Origin of the sequence: Rahnella bruchi (genome assembly GCF_003614975.1) — a bacterium.
GTDB lineage: Bacteria > Pseudomonadota > Gammaproteobacteria > Enterobacterales > Enterobacteriaceae > Rahnella > Rahnella bruchi.
Genome location: NZ_QZWI01000012.1, coordinates 73,442 through 88,256, shown reverse-complemented (window position 1 = coordinate 88,256; position 14,815 = coordinate 73,442). Strand labels below are relative to the sequence as shown.

The window sequence follows — 14,815 nt, the reverse complement described above, 5'->3', positions numbered from 1 at the left end:
GCGGAATTGCTCCCGCCTGGCCTTTTTTGTTTCTGTTCAGCGCATCAGTGCGACTTTCAGGCGTTGTGCAAAACGTTGCGCCTGCTGATGGCAGTGCTCAGCAAACGTGGTGACCAGTGCAGAAGCGGGGCGGTGCAGCGGCCGGATCAGGCTGACGGTGAACGGAACCGCGATGCTGAATTCCCTTAATACGACGCCGTTCTCGCTGTTATTAACTGAATAGTCCAACGCTGTCAGCGGATTGACGATGGAGACGCCCGCGCCTTCGCGCACCATGCTGCACACCGATGCGGCGCTGTGCGTTTCCATCACCAGCCGCCGATTCACCTGTTGTTCGGTGAACAGCGCATCGAGTAACTGCCGGTAACTGTCGGTCGCCGACAGGCTGATAAAATTCAGGCCGCTGAAATCCTGTGGCGTGAGACACCGCTTCGCCGCCAGCGGATGTCCTGCGGGCAGCACGCACACTTCGTTCAGCGTCAGCAGGGTCTGGCGCTCGGTTCCGGCAGGGGTCTGGGTGTTTTCCGTCAACCCTAAATCATGGCGCTGCGCTGAGAGCCATTCTTCCAGCAGCGGCGATTCCTGCGGCACAATATTAAAACTGACGTCGGGATAGCGGTCGAGAAACGGCTTACATACCGCAGGCAGCAATGACTGGCTGAACACCGGCAGGCAGGCGATCGACAACTGCGCCTGCTCGAACTGGCGGATGCCTTGTGCCGCGCTGACGATCCTCTCGAGACCGTAATACGAACGCTGCACTTCCTCAAACAACCGCAAACCCTGAACGGTGGGGTACAAACGCCCGCGCAGGCGTTCGAACAATTGCAAATCCAGCAACTTTTCACAACGCGCCAGTTCGCGGCTGACCGTCGGCTGCGAGGTATTAAGCAATGCGGCGGCTTCGGTCAGGTTGCCGGTAGTCATTACCGCATGAAAAATTTCGATATGGCGCAGGGAAATCGCAGGCATGAATTTATCCGGTGAACGGTAGGGGTAATCCATATCATAAATGAATAGACTGACCTGAAATAGATATTTTATCCCCGGTCTGTCACGCGGCATACTGGGGGAAATATGACTGAATTCACCTGACGGAAAATCTTATGCCCCGCGCTCTGAACGACATGTCTACCGCGCTTAATGCCGAAAATTTACTGGCTCTGCCGCAACAATTTGGCTGCCCTGTGTGGGCGTATGACGCCGAGATTATCAAAACGCGCATCGCGCAGTTGCGTCAGTTTGACGTTATCCGTTTTGCTCAAAAAGCCTGTTCCAATATTCACATCCTGCGCCTGATGCGTGAACAGGGCGTGAAGGTCGATTCTGTTTCGCTGGGCGAAATTGAACGTGCGCTGGTCGCCGGTTTTATTCCCGGTCGCGAAGACAGTGAAATTGTATTCACTGCCGACGTGCTGGATCAGCCAACGCTGGAACGCGTAACGGCGCTGGATATTCCGGTGAATGCCGGTTCCATCGATATGCTCAGCCAGATTGGCCAGCATAAAGCCGGACATCCGGTGTGGTTGCGGGTGAATCCGGGCTTCGGTCACGGGCACAGCCAGAAAACCAATACCGGCGGCGAAAACAGTAAACACGGGATCTGGTATGCCGATTTGCCACAGGCGCTGGCGGAAATTGCCCGTTATGAGCTGAAACTGGTCGGCATTCATATGCATATCGGTTCCGGCGTGGATTACGGTCATCTGGAGCAGGTTTGCGATGCGATGGTGCGTCAGGTAATTGAAACCGGACAAGATATTGAAGCGATTTCTGCCGGTGGGGGTCTGTCGATCCCTTATCATTTCGAAGAAGAATCTATTGATACCGGCCACTATTTTGGCCTGTGGAACCGTGCGCGCGAACAAATCGCCGCGCATCTGGGGCATGAAATCAAACTGGAAATCGAACCTGGACGCTTCCTGGTGGCAGAATCCGGCGTGCTGGTGGCGCAGATCCGCGCAGTCAAAGACATGGGCAATCGTCACTTTGTGCTGTGCGATGCGGGCTTTAATGACCTGATGCGTCCGGCGATGTACGGCAGCTATCACCATATTTCGCTGTTGCCAGTGGATGGTCGTGATGTCAGCGGGCAGCCGCTGACTGATTCTGTGATTGCCGGACCGCTGTGTGAATCCGGCGACGTGTTTACACAGCAGGCAGGCGGCGGAGTAGAAACCTTCCCGTTGCCGCCGGTACAAATCGGCGATTATCTGGTGTTCCACGATACCGGTGCGTACGGCGCATCCATGTCATCCAACTACAACACCCGACCGCTGTTGCCGGAAGTGTTGTTTGAGAATGGCGTGCCGAGGTTGATTCGTCGTCGTCAGACGGTGGAAGAGTTAATTGCTTTAGAACTGTAATCTTTGCTCCTGAAGATCAGCGACGGTCTGCTCTGCTCCTCCCCCTGCGAAGGGGGAGGCTGGGAGGGGGTTTTAAATACAAAGCAATGAGTTAAAGCACACGTTGAATTTAGTTTTTGACCTTAATACCCCACCCCAACCCTCCCCTTCGCAGGGGAGGGAGCAGATCGCGTTGCCTTAACTCCTTCGCAAAGCAGGGAGATTACTTATCAAACATCTCTTTTCTCAGTAACACGATTTCTTCTGCCAGATCACGGCACAGCATCGCGTCGGCCTGTTCCCATTCTTTTTTACGTGCGTGCTGAATGGCCATCATCGCCCGTTATGAGCTGAAACTGGTGGGCATTCATATGCATATCGGTTCCGGCGTGGATTACGGTCATCTGGAGCAGGTTTGCGATGCGATGGTGCGTCAGGTAATTGAAACCGGACAAGATATTGAGGCGATTTCTGCCGGGGGGGGCTGTCGATCCCTTATCATTTCGAAGAAGAATCTATTGATACCGGCCACTATTTTGGCCTGTGGAACCGTGCGCGCGAACAAATCGCCGCGCATCTGGGGCATGAAATCAAACTGGAAATCGAACCCGGACGCTTCCTGGTGGCAGAATCCGGCGTGCTGGTGGCGCAGATCCGCGCAGTCAAAGACATGGGCAATCGTCACTTTGTGCTGTGCGATGCGGGCTTTAATGACCTGATGCGTCCGGCGATGTACGGCAGCTATCACCATATTTCGCTGTTGCCAGTGGATGGTCGTGATGTCAGCGGGCAGCCGCTGACTGATTCTGTGATTGTCGGACCGCTGTGTGAATCCGGCGACGTGTTTACACAGCAGGCAGGCGGCGGAGTAGAAACCTTCCCGTTGCCGCCGGTACAAATCGGCGATTATCTGGTGTTCCACGATACCGGTGCGTACGGCGCATCCATGTCATCCAACTACAACACCCGACCGCTGTTGCCGGAAGTGTTGTTTGAGAATGGCGTGCCGAGGTTGATTCGTCGTCGTCAGACGGTGGAAGAGTTAATTGCTTTAGAACTGTAATCTTTGCTCCTGAAGATCAGCGACGATCTGCTCTGCTCCTCCCCCTGCGAAGGGGGAGGCTGGGAGGGGGTTTTAAATACAAAGCAATGAGTTAAAGCACACGTTGAATTTAGTTTTTGACCTTAATACCCCACCCCAGCCCTCCCCTTCGCAGGGGAGGGAGCAGATCGCGTTGCCTTAACTCCTTCGCAAAGCAGGGAGATTACTTATCAAACATCTCTTTTCTCAGTAACACGATCTCTTCTGCCAGATCACGGCACAGCATCGCGGTCATCAGATGATCCTGTGAGTGCACCATGATCAGATTCACCGGGATTTTGCCCACGCCTTCATCCAGCCCAATCAGTTGTGTCTGCACTTTGTGCGCGACACGCGCCGCGTCGTCCGAGGCTTTCAGCATCGCGTCGGCCTGTTCCCATTCTTTTTTACGTGCGTGCTGAATGGCCATCATCGCGTTAGATCGTGCTTCTCCGGCGTTGATCAATAACTCCATCACCGTTTGTTCCAGATCGAATTCCATCGAAAACTCCAAATTGGTATACCAGAAAAGTGTGAATTCATCATATTGGAATTCCAATATTCACATGTGAGAACGCTGTCACAGAAATTAATTCGTATTCCGCTATTTTTTGGCATGCCACATTACGCAAAGATCGCCGAAAAGTGGCCGACAGGATAATTAACAGAACCGGATTCTGACTCAGCTTCGGGCGACACCTTTAATCCTCATTCAATATAAAAAGGTGAAGACGAAACCAACACCTGTGAAGTATAGAAAAAAGAAAATGAGGTGCTGTCATGTCACTGAAAGACCGTTTTATCGATTCTCTCGGGGGATTCGCCAATACCTTTAATAGCCTCAGATACATCATGGCTATTAAGGCTTCTTTTATCACATTAATGCCGGTCATTATCGTGGGGGCATTCTCAGTTTTAATTTCTAATATGGTGATGGATCCGAAAAACGGATTAGCTCACTTCGAAATGTTCGCCTGGCTGGCGACGCTCAAACCGATCATGAGCAGTATTAACTACGCTACGCTCAGTTTTCTGACCATCGGCGCCGTCTTTTTAATTGGTATTGAACTCGGCAAAATTAACGGCTCGCGTTCATTATTTCCAGGCCTGCTGGCGGTGATTTGTTTTATTGCCGTCACGCCGACTACCGTCGATATGATGGTGAATGGCCAGATGCAGGAAGTGAAAGATGTGCTCGCCAAACAATTCTCCGATACCAAAAGTCTGTTCCTCGGCATGTTTATTGCCATTCTTGCGGTCGAGATTTATTCCCGTCTCGAGCGGATAAACAGCCTGCGCATTAAAATGCCGGAAAGCGTGCCGCCTAACGTGTCGGCGTCTTTCTCGGCACTGATCCCGGCCATTATTACCGTGGTGCTCGTCGCGACATTCGGCTTTGTTTTCCATCGCGTCACCGGCATGTATTTGTACGACGCGGTGTATCAGGTCATTCAGCGTCCGCTGGAATCGGTGATGCAAAGCCTGCCGGGCATCCTGCTGCTGATGTTTGTTGCGCAGCTGTTCTGGGTGATCGGTATTCACGGCAACCAGATGATTAAACCGATTCGTGAACCGCTGCTTCTCGGCGCGATCATGGTCAACATGACGGCATTTGAGCAGGGCCATGAAGTGCCGAATATCATCACCATGCCGTTCTGGGATGTGTATATGAGCATCGGCGGTTCAGGTTGCACCATCGGTTTGCTGCTGGCAGTAATGGTCGCCACCCGCCGTAAAGAGATGCGTGAAATCGCCAAACTTTCTCTCGGGCCAGGTTTTTTCAATATCAATGAACCGGTGATTTTCGGCATGCCGATCATGCTCAACCCGATTCTGGCGATCCCGTTCATCATCACACCTCTGATCACCGGCACTATCGGTTATTTTGCAACGAGCCTTGGATTTGCCGGGCGCGCCGTGGTGATGGTGCCGTGGACTACGCCGCCGATTATCAACGCCTGGTTATCGACTGCCGGTTCCATGGGCGCGGTCATCACCCAGCTGGGCTGCATTGTGGTGGCGGTGCTGATTTATCTGCCGTTCGTGAAAGTGGCCGCACGTCGTGCCGAACAGGCGCAGCGTGAAGCCATGCAACAGAGCCAGAAGCAGGCCGCCACGGCGTAAACCATTTGGAAAAGAGGGACGTTATGAGCAAGGTTTCAATCGCCATTCCTGACGGATTTATTCTCGGTGCTGCGGCTTCTGCGTGGCAGACCGAAGGCTGGAGCGGCAAAAAAGACGGGCAGGATTCGTATCTGGATCTCTGGTACAAAAATAATCGCCACGTCTGGCACAACGGCTACGGCCCGGCGAAAGCCACCGATTTTATCAACCGCTATAAAGAAGATGTGGCGCTGATGAAAGCCAGCGGGCTGACGCATTACCGCACATCGGTTAACTGGTCGCGCTTTTTCACGGACTACGAGCTGGGTACGGTGGATGAAGAGTATGCAGCGTACATCGACGATTATCTTGATGAGATGAAACGTAATGGCATCGAACCGATGCTGTGTCTGGAACATTACGAATTACCGGCATTCCTGATCGAAAAATACGATGGCTGGAGCTCGAAAAAAGTCGTCGAGTTATTCGTCCTGTACGCAGAAAAAGTCTTCGAACGCTATGCCGGAAAAGTCAGCCGCTGGTTTACTTTTAACGAACCGGTTGTGGTGCAAACCCGTGTGTATCTGGATGCGATCCGCTGGCCGTTCGAGCAAAACACCGCGAAATGGATGCAGTGGAATCATCACAAAGTGCTGGCAACCGCCAAAGTCGTCGAGCTGTTTTATCGCAAAGGATATAACGCGTCGGGCACCGTCGGGGTGATTTTAAATCCGGAAGTGACTTACGCCCGTTCGTCGGCGGAGCACGATCAAAAGGCGGCGCATTTATACGACTTATTCTATAACCGCGTATTTCTGGATCCGATGATCAAAGGGGAATATCCGCAGGAACTGCTGGATTTACTGGAAAAGCACGGCGTGCATTTCGATTATTCAGAATCCGAACTGGCAATAATTCGCAATAACACCGTAGATGAAGTGGGTATTAACCTTTATTACCCGCACCGCGTCAAAGCGCCATCCCGTGAGTGGAATAAAGAGACGCCGTTTCATCCGGCGTATTACTACGAACATTTCGAACTGCCCGGACGCCGGATGAATAAATCGCGAGGCTGGGAAATTTATCCAAAAATCATTTATGACATGGCGATGCGCATTAAAACGGAATACGGAAATATTTCGTGGTTTGTGGCTGAGAATGGTATGGGTATCGAAAATGAAGGTCAGTTCCGCGATACGAACAGCGGGGAAATTCAGGACGACTATCGAATTGAATTTGTTGCTGAGCATCTTTACTGGACATTAAAGGCGCGGGAAGAGGGCGCAAATTGTCAGGGATATATGCTCTGGGCCTTTACCGATAATGTTTCGCCAATGAACGCCTTTAAAAACCGTTACGGTCTGGTTGAGATTGATCTTGATAACAACCGTGATCGCCGTCAGAAGAAATCATCGCACTGGTTTAAATCCCTCAGTGAACATGGTGTCTTGTCTTTAACGCTCGATGACCAGGAAAAATAACCTAAGGAAATTCTATGAAACGACTCGTTTTAGCCTGTTCGGCAGGGATGTCCACGTCACTGGTGGTCACCAAAATGGAAAAAGAAGCCGCCGCGCGGGGTCTGGAATTCAAGATTTACGCCATTCCTGAAAACAATCTGCGTGATGAGCTCGATGCCTATGGCCGCGACATTGTGGCTGTTCTGCTCGGTCCGCAGGTGCGCTTTAAACTGGCAGAAAACAAAAAGTTAACCGATGAGCACGGGATCCCGATCGCGGTCATAGACATGATGGCCTATGGAACTTTAAACGGCGCAAAAGTGCTGGATCAGGCGTTATCTCTGATACAGTAACATCCGGTCTTTATGTTTTATGCATCAGGGTGATTGTGTGGAAAAAGGTGTGGCTTCGCAGGACAGAAAACAGTATCAGGAAATCGGGCACGACCTGCGTGAGCAAATCAAGCAAGGGCATTTCGCCGTAGGATCCCGCCTGCCGCCAGAGCGTAATATGGCGGAAACCTACGGTGTCAGCCGGACGATTGTGCGCGAAGCCTTACTGATGCTGGAACTGGAAGGCACGGTGGATATCCGTCAGGGTTCCGGCGTGTACGTGATCCGCATTCCTTCTCAGGAAGAAGGCGAAGACGAACTGATGTACCAGGGGCAAATTGGCCCCTTTGAAATCTTACAGGCGCGGCAGTTGCTCGAAAGCAATATCGCCGCGTTTGCCGCCAAAATGGCCACCAAAGCAGATATCGAAAATCTGCGTCGTACGCTAGAGCAGGAACAAATCGCCATCGTGGCCAACGATGAAAGTGGTGATAACGACAAGCTGTTTCATCTGCTGATTGCTGGCGCGACACAAAACCAGATGCTGCTCGATTCGGTGAAAAACATCTGGATGCATCGCGATTCCAGTCCGTTGTGGAAACAGTTACACAGTCATATCGCCACCCGCGGTTACCGCCTGAAATGGCTGGCTGATCATCAGAATATTTTAGCCGCACTGCGCCGCCGTGACGTGATGGGCTCTTATCAGGCGATGTGGCAACACATGGAAAACGTCAAAAATACGCTGATGGAACTGTCGGATGTTGATGCGCCGGAGTTTGACGGTTATCTGTTTGAATCCGTGCCGATTTTTCAGGGCAAACTGGTCTGAATCTGATGGAAATCATTAACCTCACCGAAAGGCCGGAATTTGCTGAAGCGGTGATCGACTGGCAATGGCAGGCATTTGGCAGCGAAAACAGCCGCGAATTCTTCTCAAGCGTGGTGAAGAGCTGTCTGAACGGTGCGGATTTGCCGCAAACATTTATCGCACTGGATGGCGAAAAACTGGCGGGCACGGTGGGATTGTGGCGCTGTGACCTGATCAGCCGTCAGGATCTCACGCCCTGGCTGGCGGCATTATACGTGGATGAACCCTATCGTTCGCGCGGGCTGGGGCAGCAGCTACAGGAATTTGTGCTGGAACAGAGCCGCCGCAGCGGCTTTCGTGAAGTGTATCTCTATGCCGAATTTACCGGCTATTACGAGCGTTTTGGCTGGAACTACATCGGCGACGCGCTGGATTATCCGGACAAGCCGGTCCGCGTGTATCACCAGTCGCTCTAAGTGTTTGACGGGCTGCTCACCGAATGACGGCGTACCAGCGTCGGGCTGAACATGTGGGTGGTTTCCGGCAGCGGCTGACCGTTTGCCAGCGCTAACGCCAGCTGCGCCGCCTGATTTGCCATCGCGACGACCGGATAACGTACCGTGGTCAGACGCGGGCGCAGGTAGCGCGAAATCAGCACATCATCAAAACCAATCAGCGAAATTTCACCCGGCACATCAATGCTGTTATCGCTTAATACCGATAATGCACCGGCGGCCATCGGATCGTTATAGCAAGTCACCGCAGTAAATCCTTTACCTAATCCAAGTAAATCCGCCATGGCTTTTTCGCCACCGATTTCATCCGGCTCTGCGTAAGCGATCAGTTTGTCATCTACAGGAATATTGTGTTCCGTCAGCGCATCGATATAACCCTGCAAACGGTCGCTGGCATCGGAAATGCCGTGATTGGAACATAAAATCGCGATGCGCTGATGTCCGGCCTGGATTAAATGGCGGGTTGCCAGCCAAGAGCCGTAGCGATCATCAAGCGCGATACAGCGCTGCTCGAAACCCGGTAATGTACGGTTAATCAGCACCATGCCGGGAATTTGCTGCATCAGGCTGGTCAGCTCATCTTCCGGCAGCATTTTGGCGTGAACCACTAACGCGGCGCAGCGGTGGCGGATTAACTGCTCAATGGCCTGACGTTCTTTCTCAACGTTATGGTAGCCGTTACCAATCAGCAGGAAGTTGCCCGTGGCGTAGGCCACCTGTTCAACTGCTTTCACCATTGCGCCGAAAAACGGATCAGAAACGTCGGCCACGATCAGCCCCAGCGTTTCGGTCGCCTGCTGGGCGAGGGCGCGGGCGTTGGCATTCGGATGATATTGCAGATGTTGCATGGCGTTCTGTACGGCTTCCCGCGAGCTGTCGCTGGCTTTCGGAGAATGGTTTATTACGCGTGAAACGGTCGCAACCGATACGCCTGCCAGTTTTGCTACATCCTTAATCGTCGCCATAACACTTCCGTTTTCCGTGAGGGTAATCGTTTACACCGCCAGTTTTGCGGAAAAGCACGGCGGCTGCAAGGATGCTGATCGCAACTTTGGGATGTAAGCGTGATGTAACGGGAAAAATACCTGAAGGTTTAGCGCCCCCTTTGCGAGGGAGGAGGCGCGAGAGATTTCGCAGGGAAACGATTTCTAGCGTACACGTCATCCCAGTTTCATTCTGACTAAACCCTTCCTTCCTCCTTAATCCACTGCATAAAATCATCGATAAACACTCTTGTTTTAAGCGGCAGCAGTTTCGTTGGAAGGGTGATGGCGTAGGCGTTGCGCGGCAAAGGATTTTCCACCCGCCATTCAGGCAACACCCGATGCAACTGACCATCAGCGATATACCGGTTGGCGATGAAAGTGGGGATCAGCGCAATGCCGACACCCTGCAAGATGGCATCAATCATGGCGTCGCTGTTATTGATCATCAACCGTGGGACCAGCGTAATACTCTCCATGATGTCATTGTGCCAAAAACGCCAGACACCGCGAAATTGCCGTTCATCCGGGGAAAAAATATTGTGTCTGGTGAGCGCCGCCGGGAATTCCGGTAGCACCTGGTCGTAATCCGCAGCACACACCAATACGTAATCGATAGGCATCAGGGCGCGGGCGACCCTATTCTCCGGCGGACTTTCGGTGATGCGCAGTGCCAGATCGCAGGCGTCCTGCGTCAGATTCGTGATCCGATCGGTCAGCGACAGCTCGACGTTGATTTCAGGATAGCGGCGTAAAAATGCGGGCAGAAAAGGAGTGAGCAGGATCTTACCCAGTGTGACTGGCGCGGTTACCCGCAAAACACCCTGAGGGGTATCGCTGAAGCTATCTGCCTGGGAGAAAAGTGTCTGCGTAGCCGACAGTACCGTCAGTGCTTGTTGGTAAATTTCCAGCCCGACCTCGGTGATGGCGACGGAGCGGGTCGAGCGGGTAAATAACACCACATTGAGGCGCTTCTCCAGCCGGTCAATCATCCTGCTCACCGAAGAAGGTGCCAGCGAAGTCTCCCGTCCTGCCGCAGAAAAACTTCCTTTTTCAACCACCTGGATAAAAACGGACAAACTGGGAAGCAGTTCGGCTAACTCATTTGTGCTTTTCACGCATAGCTCTTTTGTTTCTGGAATATCTATCCAAATTATCATCAGGCCGTATGATGTTCAACAAAGGCATTTTTTGGTGTGAATTTGACATAATAGTCAATTTATTTAATGGGTTAGCTATGTTAAATCAAATGGTTATTGAAAGGAAAGCAACGATATGAACAATGATCGTTTTGGATTAAAACGGTTCGTCTTTTCCCGCTTTGCCGGATCACTGTGCGATCAGTTTCTGCTGTTTGCGGTTCCGCTGGCGATTTTGAAAGCGACCGGTTCTTTAACCTTTTCCTCGCTGGCATTCGTGATTGAATGGCTGCCGCGTATTCTGTTTTTCCCGCTGTCAGGTTTTCTGGCGGACCGTATCAAGCCCCGTTTTATCTTCTTTAATGTGGAAGCCGGACGCTGCGTGTTAATGGTGGTCGCTTTCCTGACTCTGATCTTTCATCCCGGCGCCACATTCCCGGTGCTGGCGGTTATGATGGCGCTGCTGTCGGTGGCTTATGTCCTGAACTTTGTCGCCACCGAGGCGCTGTTACCGCGCCATATCCCCGCAGAGAGGCTGCCGAAAGCCCATTCCATGTTACAGGGTGTCGACCAGACCACGCAGGTTCTCGGCCCTGCTCTGGCAGTGGCCATTTCGGTCTATGGTGGCGTCGGGGCGATTTTAGCCTGTGCCGCCGTGCTGTTTGCTGTCTCTGCCATCAATTATCTGTTCCTCGAAACGCATGACCTTGAAGTGGCAGAGAAGATGAGTCTGCGTTCGATTGTGCAATCCAACATTACGGCGATTCAGGTGCTTAAGCAGAATAAAATCCTGCTGCATCTGTGTGCACTGACCTGGGTCGTGAACCTGGTTTACGGTGCGGCGCTGGTGGTGAGTGCGGCGGTGATCCTCAAAGAGTTTCATCTGCCTGAGAGTTACTTTGGCGTATTACAGACCTCGGCAGCGCTTGTCACCATCGTGACGTTTTTCTTTGTGCCGCGAATTGCCAAACGCTTTGGGCTTTCCACGCTCGGGACCCTGTCATTTTGCGGCATGATATTGTCGGGCGCTCTGATGTCGCTTTCACTCGATTACGCAATGTATCTGGCAGGTTACGCATTACTGATGGCATTTGACGGTGCATTCAGCGTCTATCTGCGCACCTTACGCAGCCAGATCATTCCACAGAAACATCTGGGGAAAACCATGGGGCTGATTGGCCTGATGAATATGTGTTCGGTACCCGTGAGCGGTCTGGCGGTGACCGCATTGGCAGGCAGCTTTATGCCGTTGCAAATCATCGCCATTATTCTGGTTTTTGCGCTGATATCAGGACTGATGTTGGTCGTCATTGGCCGCCGTGCCTTCGGCTACCATAGTTGGTTACCGCCGGTCATCGCGCAGCCGCAGCCCTGAAACGATCATCTCTTGCCGGACTATAAATAATGGGGATCAGATCCCCTTTTCTGTTTATTCATATTTGTGCTTTGAGTTTTTCCTCTGGTGAATGTTATTTTGGACGCTGCTCACTTGCACACAACGCATAATAAAAATCCCACCAGAGAAAAACATGTCTATTAAACGCTATCCGCAACTGGCTCACTGGGGCGCGTACACCGCCGTGGTGGAAGATGGCCGGTTGATCCGCTGCGAACCTTATAAAGCAGATGCCGATCCTTCGCCTTTACTCGATTCCATTGCGCCGCTGGTCTATTCCGACAAACGTATTCGTAAACCGGCGGTGCGCCGCTCGTGGCTGAAAAAGCGTGAAAACAGCGATCGCTCGCTGCGTGGCCGTGAAGATTTTGTCGAAGTGGACTGGGATCTGGCGCTGGATCTGGTGGCTGAAGAGAACAAACGTGTCCGCGATCGCTACGGCGCTTCCGGCATTTTTAACGGCTCTTACGGCTGGTCATCTGCCGGACGTCTGCATCATGCCCGTTCTCTGGTTCGCCGTTTTTATTTCACCGGTGGCGGTGGTGTAGATCAGCAGGGTAACTACAGCTGGGGCTCGGCGCAGTTCTTCTTGCCTTATGTGATCGGGACTTTTACCCCGCTGACCGGGCGCGTGACCTCATGGCCGAGCGTGGTGGAACATGCCGATATTCTCGTTGCCTTTGGTGGCCTGGCGCTGAAAAATTCGCAGGTGGCTTCCGGCGGTGCGGTGGAACATACGCTGAAACCGGCGCTGGAACGGCTGGCGAAGAAAGGTACCCGCGTCATTAATATCAGTCCGATGCGCGACGACTGTCCGGAGTTTGTCAATGCCGAGTGGATCCCGATCCGCCCGAATACGGACGCCGCACTGATGATGGCGGTGGCGTATGAAATTCAGCGCAAAGAAGCGCAGGACAACGCGTTTCTTGCCAATCACTGTGTGGGTTATCCGCAACTGGCTGCTTATCTGCGCGGCGAAACCGACGGTATTGCGAAAACCCCTGACTGGGCGAGCCACATTACAGGTGTTCCGGCAGAGCGAATCGCGCGTCTGGCAGACGACCTGATTGGCGTGCGCAGTTTTATTACCTGTTCCTATTCCGTACAGCGCGCCCACCGTGGCGAGCAGCCTTACTGGATGATGATCGCCATTTCCGCCATGCTCGGGCAGGTCGGTTTGCCGGGCGGCGGCTTCTCGTTTGGTCACGGTTCGATGAACAGCGTCGGGAATCCGCGTTATGACACGCCGGGGCCAGCCGTCAGCGCCGGGCCGAATCCTTGCGGTTTGTCGATTCCGGTGGCGCGCATCAGCGACATGTTACTCAATCCCGGTCAGCCGTATGAATTCCAGGGTGAGACGCTAAATTATCCGGATATTCATCTGGTGCACTGGGCGGGCGGAAATCCGTTCCATCATCATCAGCAGCTTAACCGTCTGGTGGAAGGCTGGCAGAAGCCGGATACCGTGATTGTGCAGGATAACGTCTGGACGGCTGCGGCGCAGATGGCGGATATCGTGCTGCCCGCAACCACCTCGCTGGAACGTAACGATATCGGTGGTTCGTCACGTGACCGTTTCGTGCTGGCGATGCATCAGGCAATTGCGCCTCAGCATCAGGCGCGTAACGATTTTGATATTTTTGCGGACATTGCCGAGCGCCTCGGTTATCGCGAGCAGTTCACGCAGGGGCGTAATGAAGATCAGTGGTTGCGCCATATTTATCGCCAGTGCGGCGAAGCGCAGAAAGGCACCGGCGTCGAATGGCCGGACTTCGAAACCTTCTGGGAGCGTGGCTTTGTTGAGTTGCCGATGCCGGAAAAAGACTACGTTTTCTTCGAAGAATTTCGCAAAAGCCCGCGCGCTAATCCGTTAGGGACGCACAGCGGTAAAATCGAACTTTTCTCCGAAATCATCGCCGGTTACGGTTATAAAGATTTCGCGCCGCATCCGGAATGGCAGCCGCCGGTCGAATGGCTGGGTGCCGAAAGCGCCAAAGAATGGCCGTTGCACCTGATTTCCATTCAGCCGAAAGATCGCCTGCACAGCCAGCTTGATCAGTCGCCGCTGGCGCAGTCGAACAAAACCGCCGGCAAGGAAACGTTGTTTATGCATCCGGAAGATGCGGGCAGCCGTCAGCTGAAAAACGGCGACCGGGTGAAAGTGCATAATGCGCGCGGCAGCTGTCTGGCAGGTGTTTCGCTTAACGACGGGATCACGCGTGGCGTAGTGCTGATGTCCACCGGTGCCTGGTTTGATCCGGGCTTTGGCGGCAAATGGCAGGAAACCGAGCAGGCGGGAAACCCGAATGTGCTGACGCTGGATATCGGCACCTCACGTCTGACGCAGGGGCCAAATGCGATGAGTTGTTTAGTCGAGGTCCAAAGTATTTAAGGTAGTTTTTAAATGGTTAGCCCGATTTAAGAAAAATCGGGCTGATTTTCACCACTCGTTACACTTTGCGGAATTATGTTTCGATTGCCTGCTGGCTGTGGTTCGTACAAAACAGCTAAATTGAACGTCCCAGAGGTATTGATTGGTGAATCATCAACGTGCTCTGCATGTTGATACCGATTAAATTTGCACCAACCTACGCGGATGCGTAGGTTTTTTTTTGCCTCAATTTCTGCACGCATCTAAGCAACCTCCTAA

At 52.8% G+C, this 14,815-nt stretch carries 13 protein-coding genes and 2 pseudogenes; 9 read left to right on the top strand and 6 right to left on the bottom strand.

Annotated elements, in window-relative coordinates; all coding sequences use genetic code 11:
• Positions 1 to 36: 36 nt before the first annotated feature.
• A complete protein-coding gene (locus tag D5398_RS18455) occupies positions 37 to 972 on the bottom strand; it encodes a LysR family transcriptional regulator (RefSeq protein WP_120508989.1) in 936 nt (311 codons plus the stop codon).
• A gap of 134 nt (positions 973 to 1,106) precedes the next feature.
• Between D5398_RS18455 and lysA the strand changes: the two genes are divergently transcribed.
• Positions 1,107 to 2,366, top strand: coding sequence for a diaminopimelate decarboxylase (lysA, locus tag D5398_RS18450; protein WP_120508931.1), 1,260 nt, complete (start codon positions 1,107 to 1,109; stop codon positions 2,364 to 2,366).
• A gap of 202 nt (positions 2,367 to 2,568) precedes the next feature.
• On the opposite strand, the pseudogene D5398_RS18445 reads toward lysA, so the two are convergent.
• Positions 2,569 to 2,685: pseudogene (locus D5398_RS18445) on the bottom strand (PTS N,N'-diacetylchitobiose transporter subunit IIA); the annotation flags it as partial.
• A gap of 4 nt (positions 2,686 to 2,689) precedes the next feature.
• Here D5398_RS18445 and D5398_RS18440 point away from each other — a divergent pair.
• Positions 2,690 to 3,408, top strand: a pseudogene (locus tag D5398_RS18440) (diaminopimelate decarboxylase family protein); the annotation flags it as partial.
• A gap of 202 nt (positions 3,409 to 3,610) precedes the next feature.
• Here D5398_RS18440 and D5398_RS18435 read toward each other — a convergent pair.
• The gene (locus tag D5398_RS18435; RefSeq protein ID WP_013574149.1) at positions 3,611 to 3,928 is read right to left on the bottom strand and encodes a PTS lactose/cellobiose transporter subunit IIA; all 318 of its coding nucleotides are present in this window, start codon (positions 3,926 to 3,928) and stop codon (positions 3,611 to 3,613) included.
• 278 nt (positions 3,929 to 4,206) lie between these two features.
• Between D5398_RS18435 and D5398_RS18430 the strand changes: the two genes are divergently transcribed.
• From D5398_RS18430 to D5398_RS18410, 5 genes are read left to right on the top strand one after another with little or no spacing between them, the layout of a single operon-like run.
• A complete protein-coding gene (locus D5398_RS18430) occupies positions 4,207 to 5,550 on the top strand; it encodes a PTS sugar transporter subunit IIC (RefSeq protein WP_120508930.1) in 1,344 nt (447 codons plus the stop codon).
• Positions 5,551 to 5,573: 23 nt separating this feature from the next.
• Positions 5,574 to 7,010, top strand: coding sequence for a glycoside hydrolase family 1 protein (locus tag D5398_RS18425; protein ID WP_120508929.1), 1,437 nt, complete (start codon positions 5,574 to 5,576; stop codon positions 7,008 to 7,010).
• Positions 7,011 to 7,024: 14 nt separating this feature from the next.
• Complete coding sequence (locus D5398_RS18420) at positions 7,025 to 7,342, top strand: PTS sugar transporter subunit IIB (RefSeq protein ID WP_120134525.1); 318 nt, start codon at positions 7,025 to 7,027, stop codon at positions 7,340 to 7,342.
• Positions 7,343 to 7,379: 37 nt separating this feature from the next.
• Positions 7,380 to 8,153: an FCD domain-containing protein gene (locus D5398_RS18415; RefSeq protein ID WP_120508928.1), complete on the top strand. Its 774-nt coding sequence runs from the start codon at positions 7,380 to 7,382 to the stop codon at positions 8,151 to 8,153.
• A 5-nt stretch (positions 8,154 to 8,158) separates the two neighbouring features.
• Positions 8,159 to 8,608, top strand: a complete 450-nt coding sequence (locus tag D5398_RS18410) for a GNAT family N-acetyltransferase (RefSeq protein WP_120508927.1) — start codon at positions 8,159 to 8,161, stop codon at positions 8,606 to 8,608.
• On the opposite strand, the gene galR is transcribed toward D5398_RS18410, so the two are convergent.
• Together galR and D5398_RS18400 are read right to left on the bottom strand one after the other, a co-directional pair.
• Positions 8,605 to 9,612 carry an HTH-type transcriptional regulator GalR gene (gene galR, locus D5398_RS18405; RefSeq protein WP_112288286.1) on the bottom strand — a complete coding sequence of 336 codons (1,008 nt, stop codon included), beginning with the start codon at positions 9,610 to 9,612 and terminating at the stop codon, positions 8,605 to 8,607. The two genes, D5398_RS18410 and galR, sit on opposite strands and share 4 nt — an antisense overlap.
• 215 nt (positions 9,613 to 9,827) lie before the next feature.
• Positions 9,828 to 10,748 carry a LysR family transcriptional regulator gene (locus D5398_RS18400; protein ID WP_120508926.1) on the bottom strand — a complete coding sequence of 307 codons (921 nt, stop codon included), beginning with the start codon at positions 10,746 to 10,748 and terminating at the stop codon, positions 9,828 to 9,830.
• Between the two features lie 157 nt (positions 10,749 to 10,905).
• Between D5398_RS18400 and D5398_RS18395 the strand changes: the two genes are divergently transcribed.
• Positions 10,906 to 12,144: an MFS transporter gene (locus tag D5398_RS18395; RefSeq protein WP_120508925.1), complete on the top strand. Its 1,239-nt coding sequence runs from the start codon at positions 10,906 to 10,908 to the stop codon at positions 12,142 to 12,144.
• A gap of 154 nt (positions 12,145 to 12,298) precedes the next feature.
• Positions 12,299 to 14,557: a molybdopterin guanine dinucleotide-containing S/N-oxide reductase gene (locus tag D5398_RS18390; protein ID WP_120508924.1), complete on the top strand. Its 2,259-nt coding sequence runs from the start codon at positions 12,299 to 12,301 to the stop codon at positions 14,555 to 14,557.
• Between the two features lie 26 nt (positions 14,558 to 14,583).
• Here D5398_RS18390 and D5398_RS25475 read toward each other — a convergent pair whose 3' ends face one another.
• Positions 14,584 to 14,799 carry a hypothetical protein gene (locus D5398_RS25475; protein WP_162940789.1) on the bottom strand — a complete coding sequence of 72 codons (216 nt, stop codon included), beginning with the start codon at positions 14,797 to 14,799 and terminating at the stop codon, positions 14,584 to 14,586.
• Between the last annotated feature and the right edge of the window lie 16 nt (positions 14,800 to 14,815).

Coding starts and splice junctions, on each gene's coding strand:
- D5398_RS18425 (WP_120508929.1), top strand. CDS start 5,574: ATGAGCAAGGTTTCAATCGCCATTCCTGACGGATTTATTCTCGGTGCT.
- D5398_RS18430 (WP_120508930.1), top strand. CDS start 4,207: ATGTCACTGAAAGACCGTTTTATCGATTCTCTCGGGGGATTCGCCAAT.
- D5398_RS18435 (WP_013574149.1), bottom strand. CDS start 3,928: ATGGAATTCGATCTGGAACAAACGGTGATGGAGTTATTGATCAACGCC.
- galR (WP_112288286.1), bottom strand. CDS start 9,612: ATGGCGACGATTAAGGATGTAGCAAAACTGGCAGGCGTATCGGTTGCG.
- D5398_RS18420 (WP_120134525.1), top strand. CDS start 7,025: ATGAAACGACTCGTTTTAGCCTGTTCGGCAGGGATGTCCACGTCACTG.
- D5398_RS18410 (WP_120508927.1), top strand. CDS start 8,159: ATGGAAATCATTAACCTCACCGAAAGGCCGGAATTTGCTGAAGCGGTG.
- D5398_RS25475 (WP_162940789.1), bottom strand. CDS start 14,799: ATGCGTGCAGAAATTGAGGCAAAAAAAAACCTACGCATCCGCGTAGGT.
- lysA (WP_120508931.1), top strand. CDS start 1,107: ATGCCCCGCGCTCTGAACGACATGTCTACCGCGCTTAATGCCGAAAAT.
- D5398_RS18395 (WP_120508925.1), top strand. CDS start 10,906: ATGAACAATGATCGTTTTGGATTAAAACGGTTCGTCTTTTCCCGCTTT.
- D5398_RS18455 (WP_120508989.1), bottom strand. CDS start 972: ATGCCTGCGATTTCCCTGCGCCATATCGAAATTTTTCATGCGGTAATG.
- D5398_RS18390 (WP_120508924.1), top strand. CDS start 12,299: ATGTCTATTAAACGCTATCCGCAACTGGCTCACTGGGGCGCGTACACC.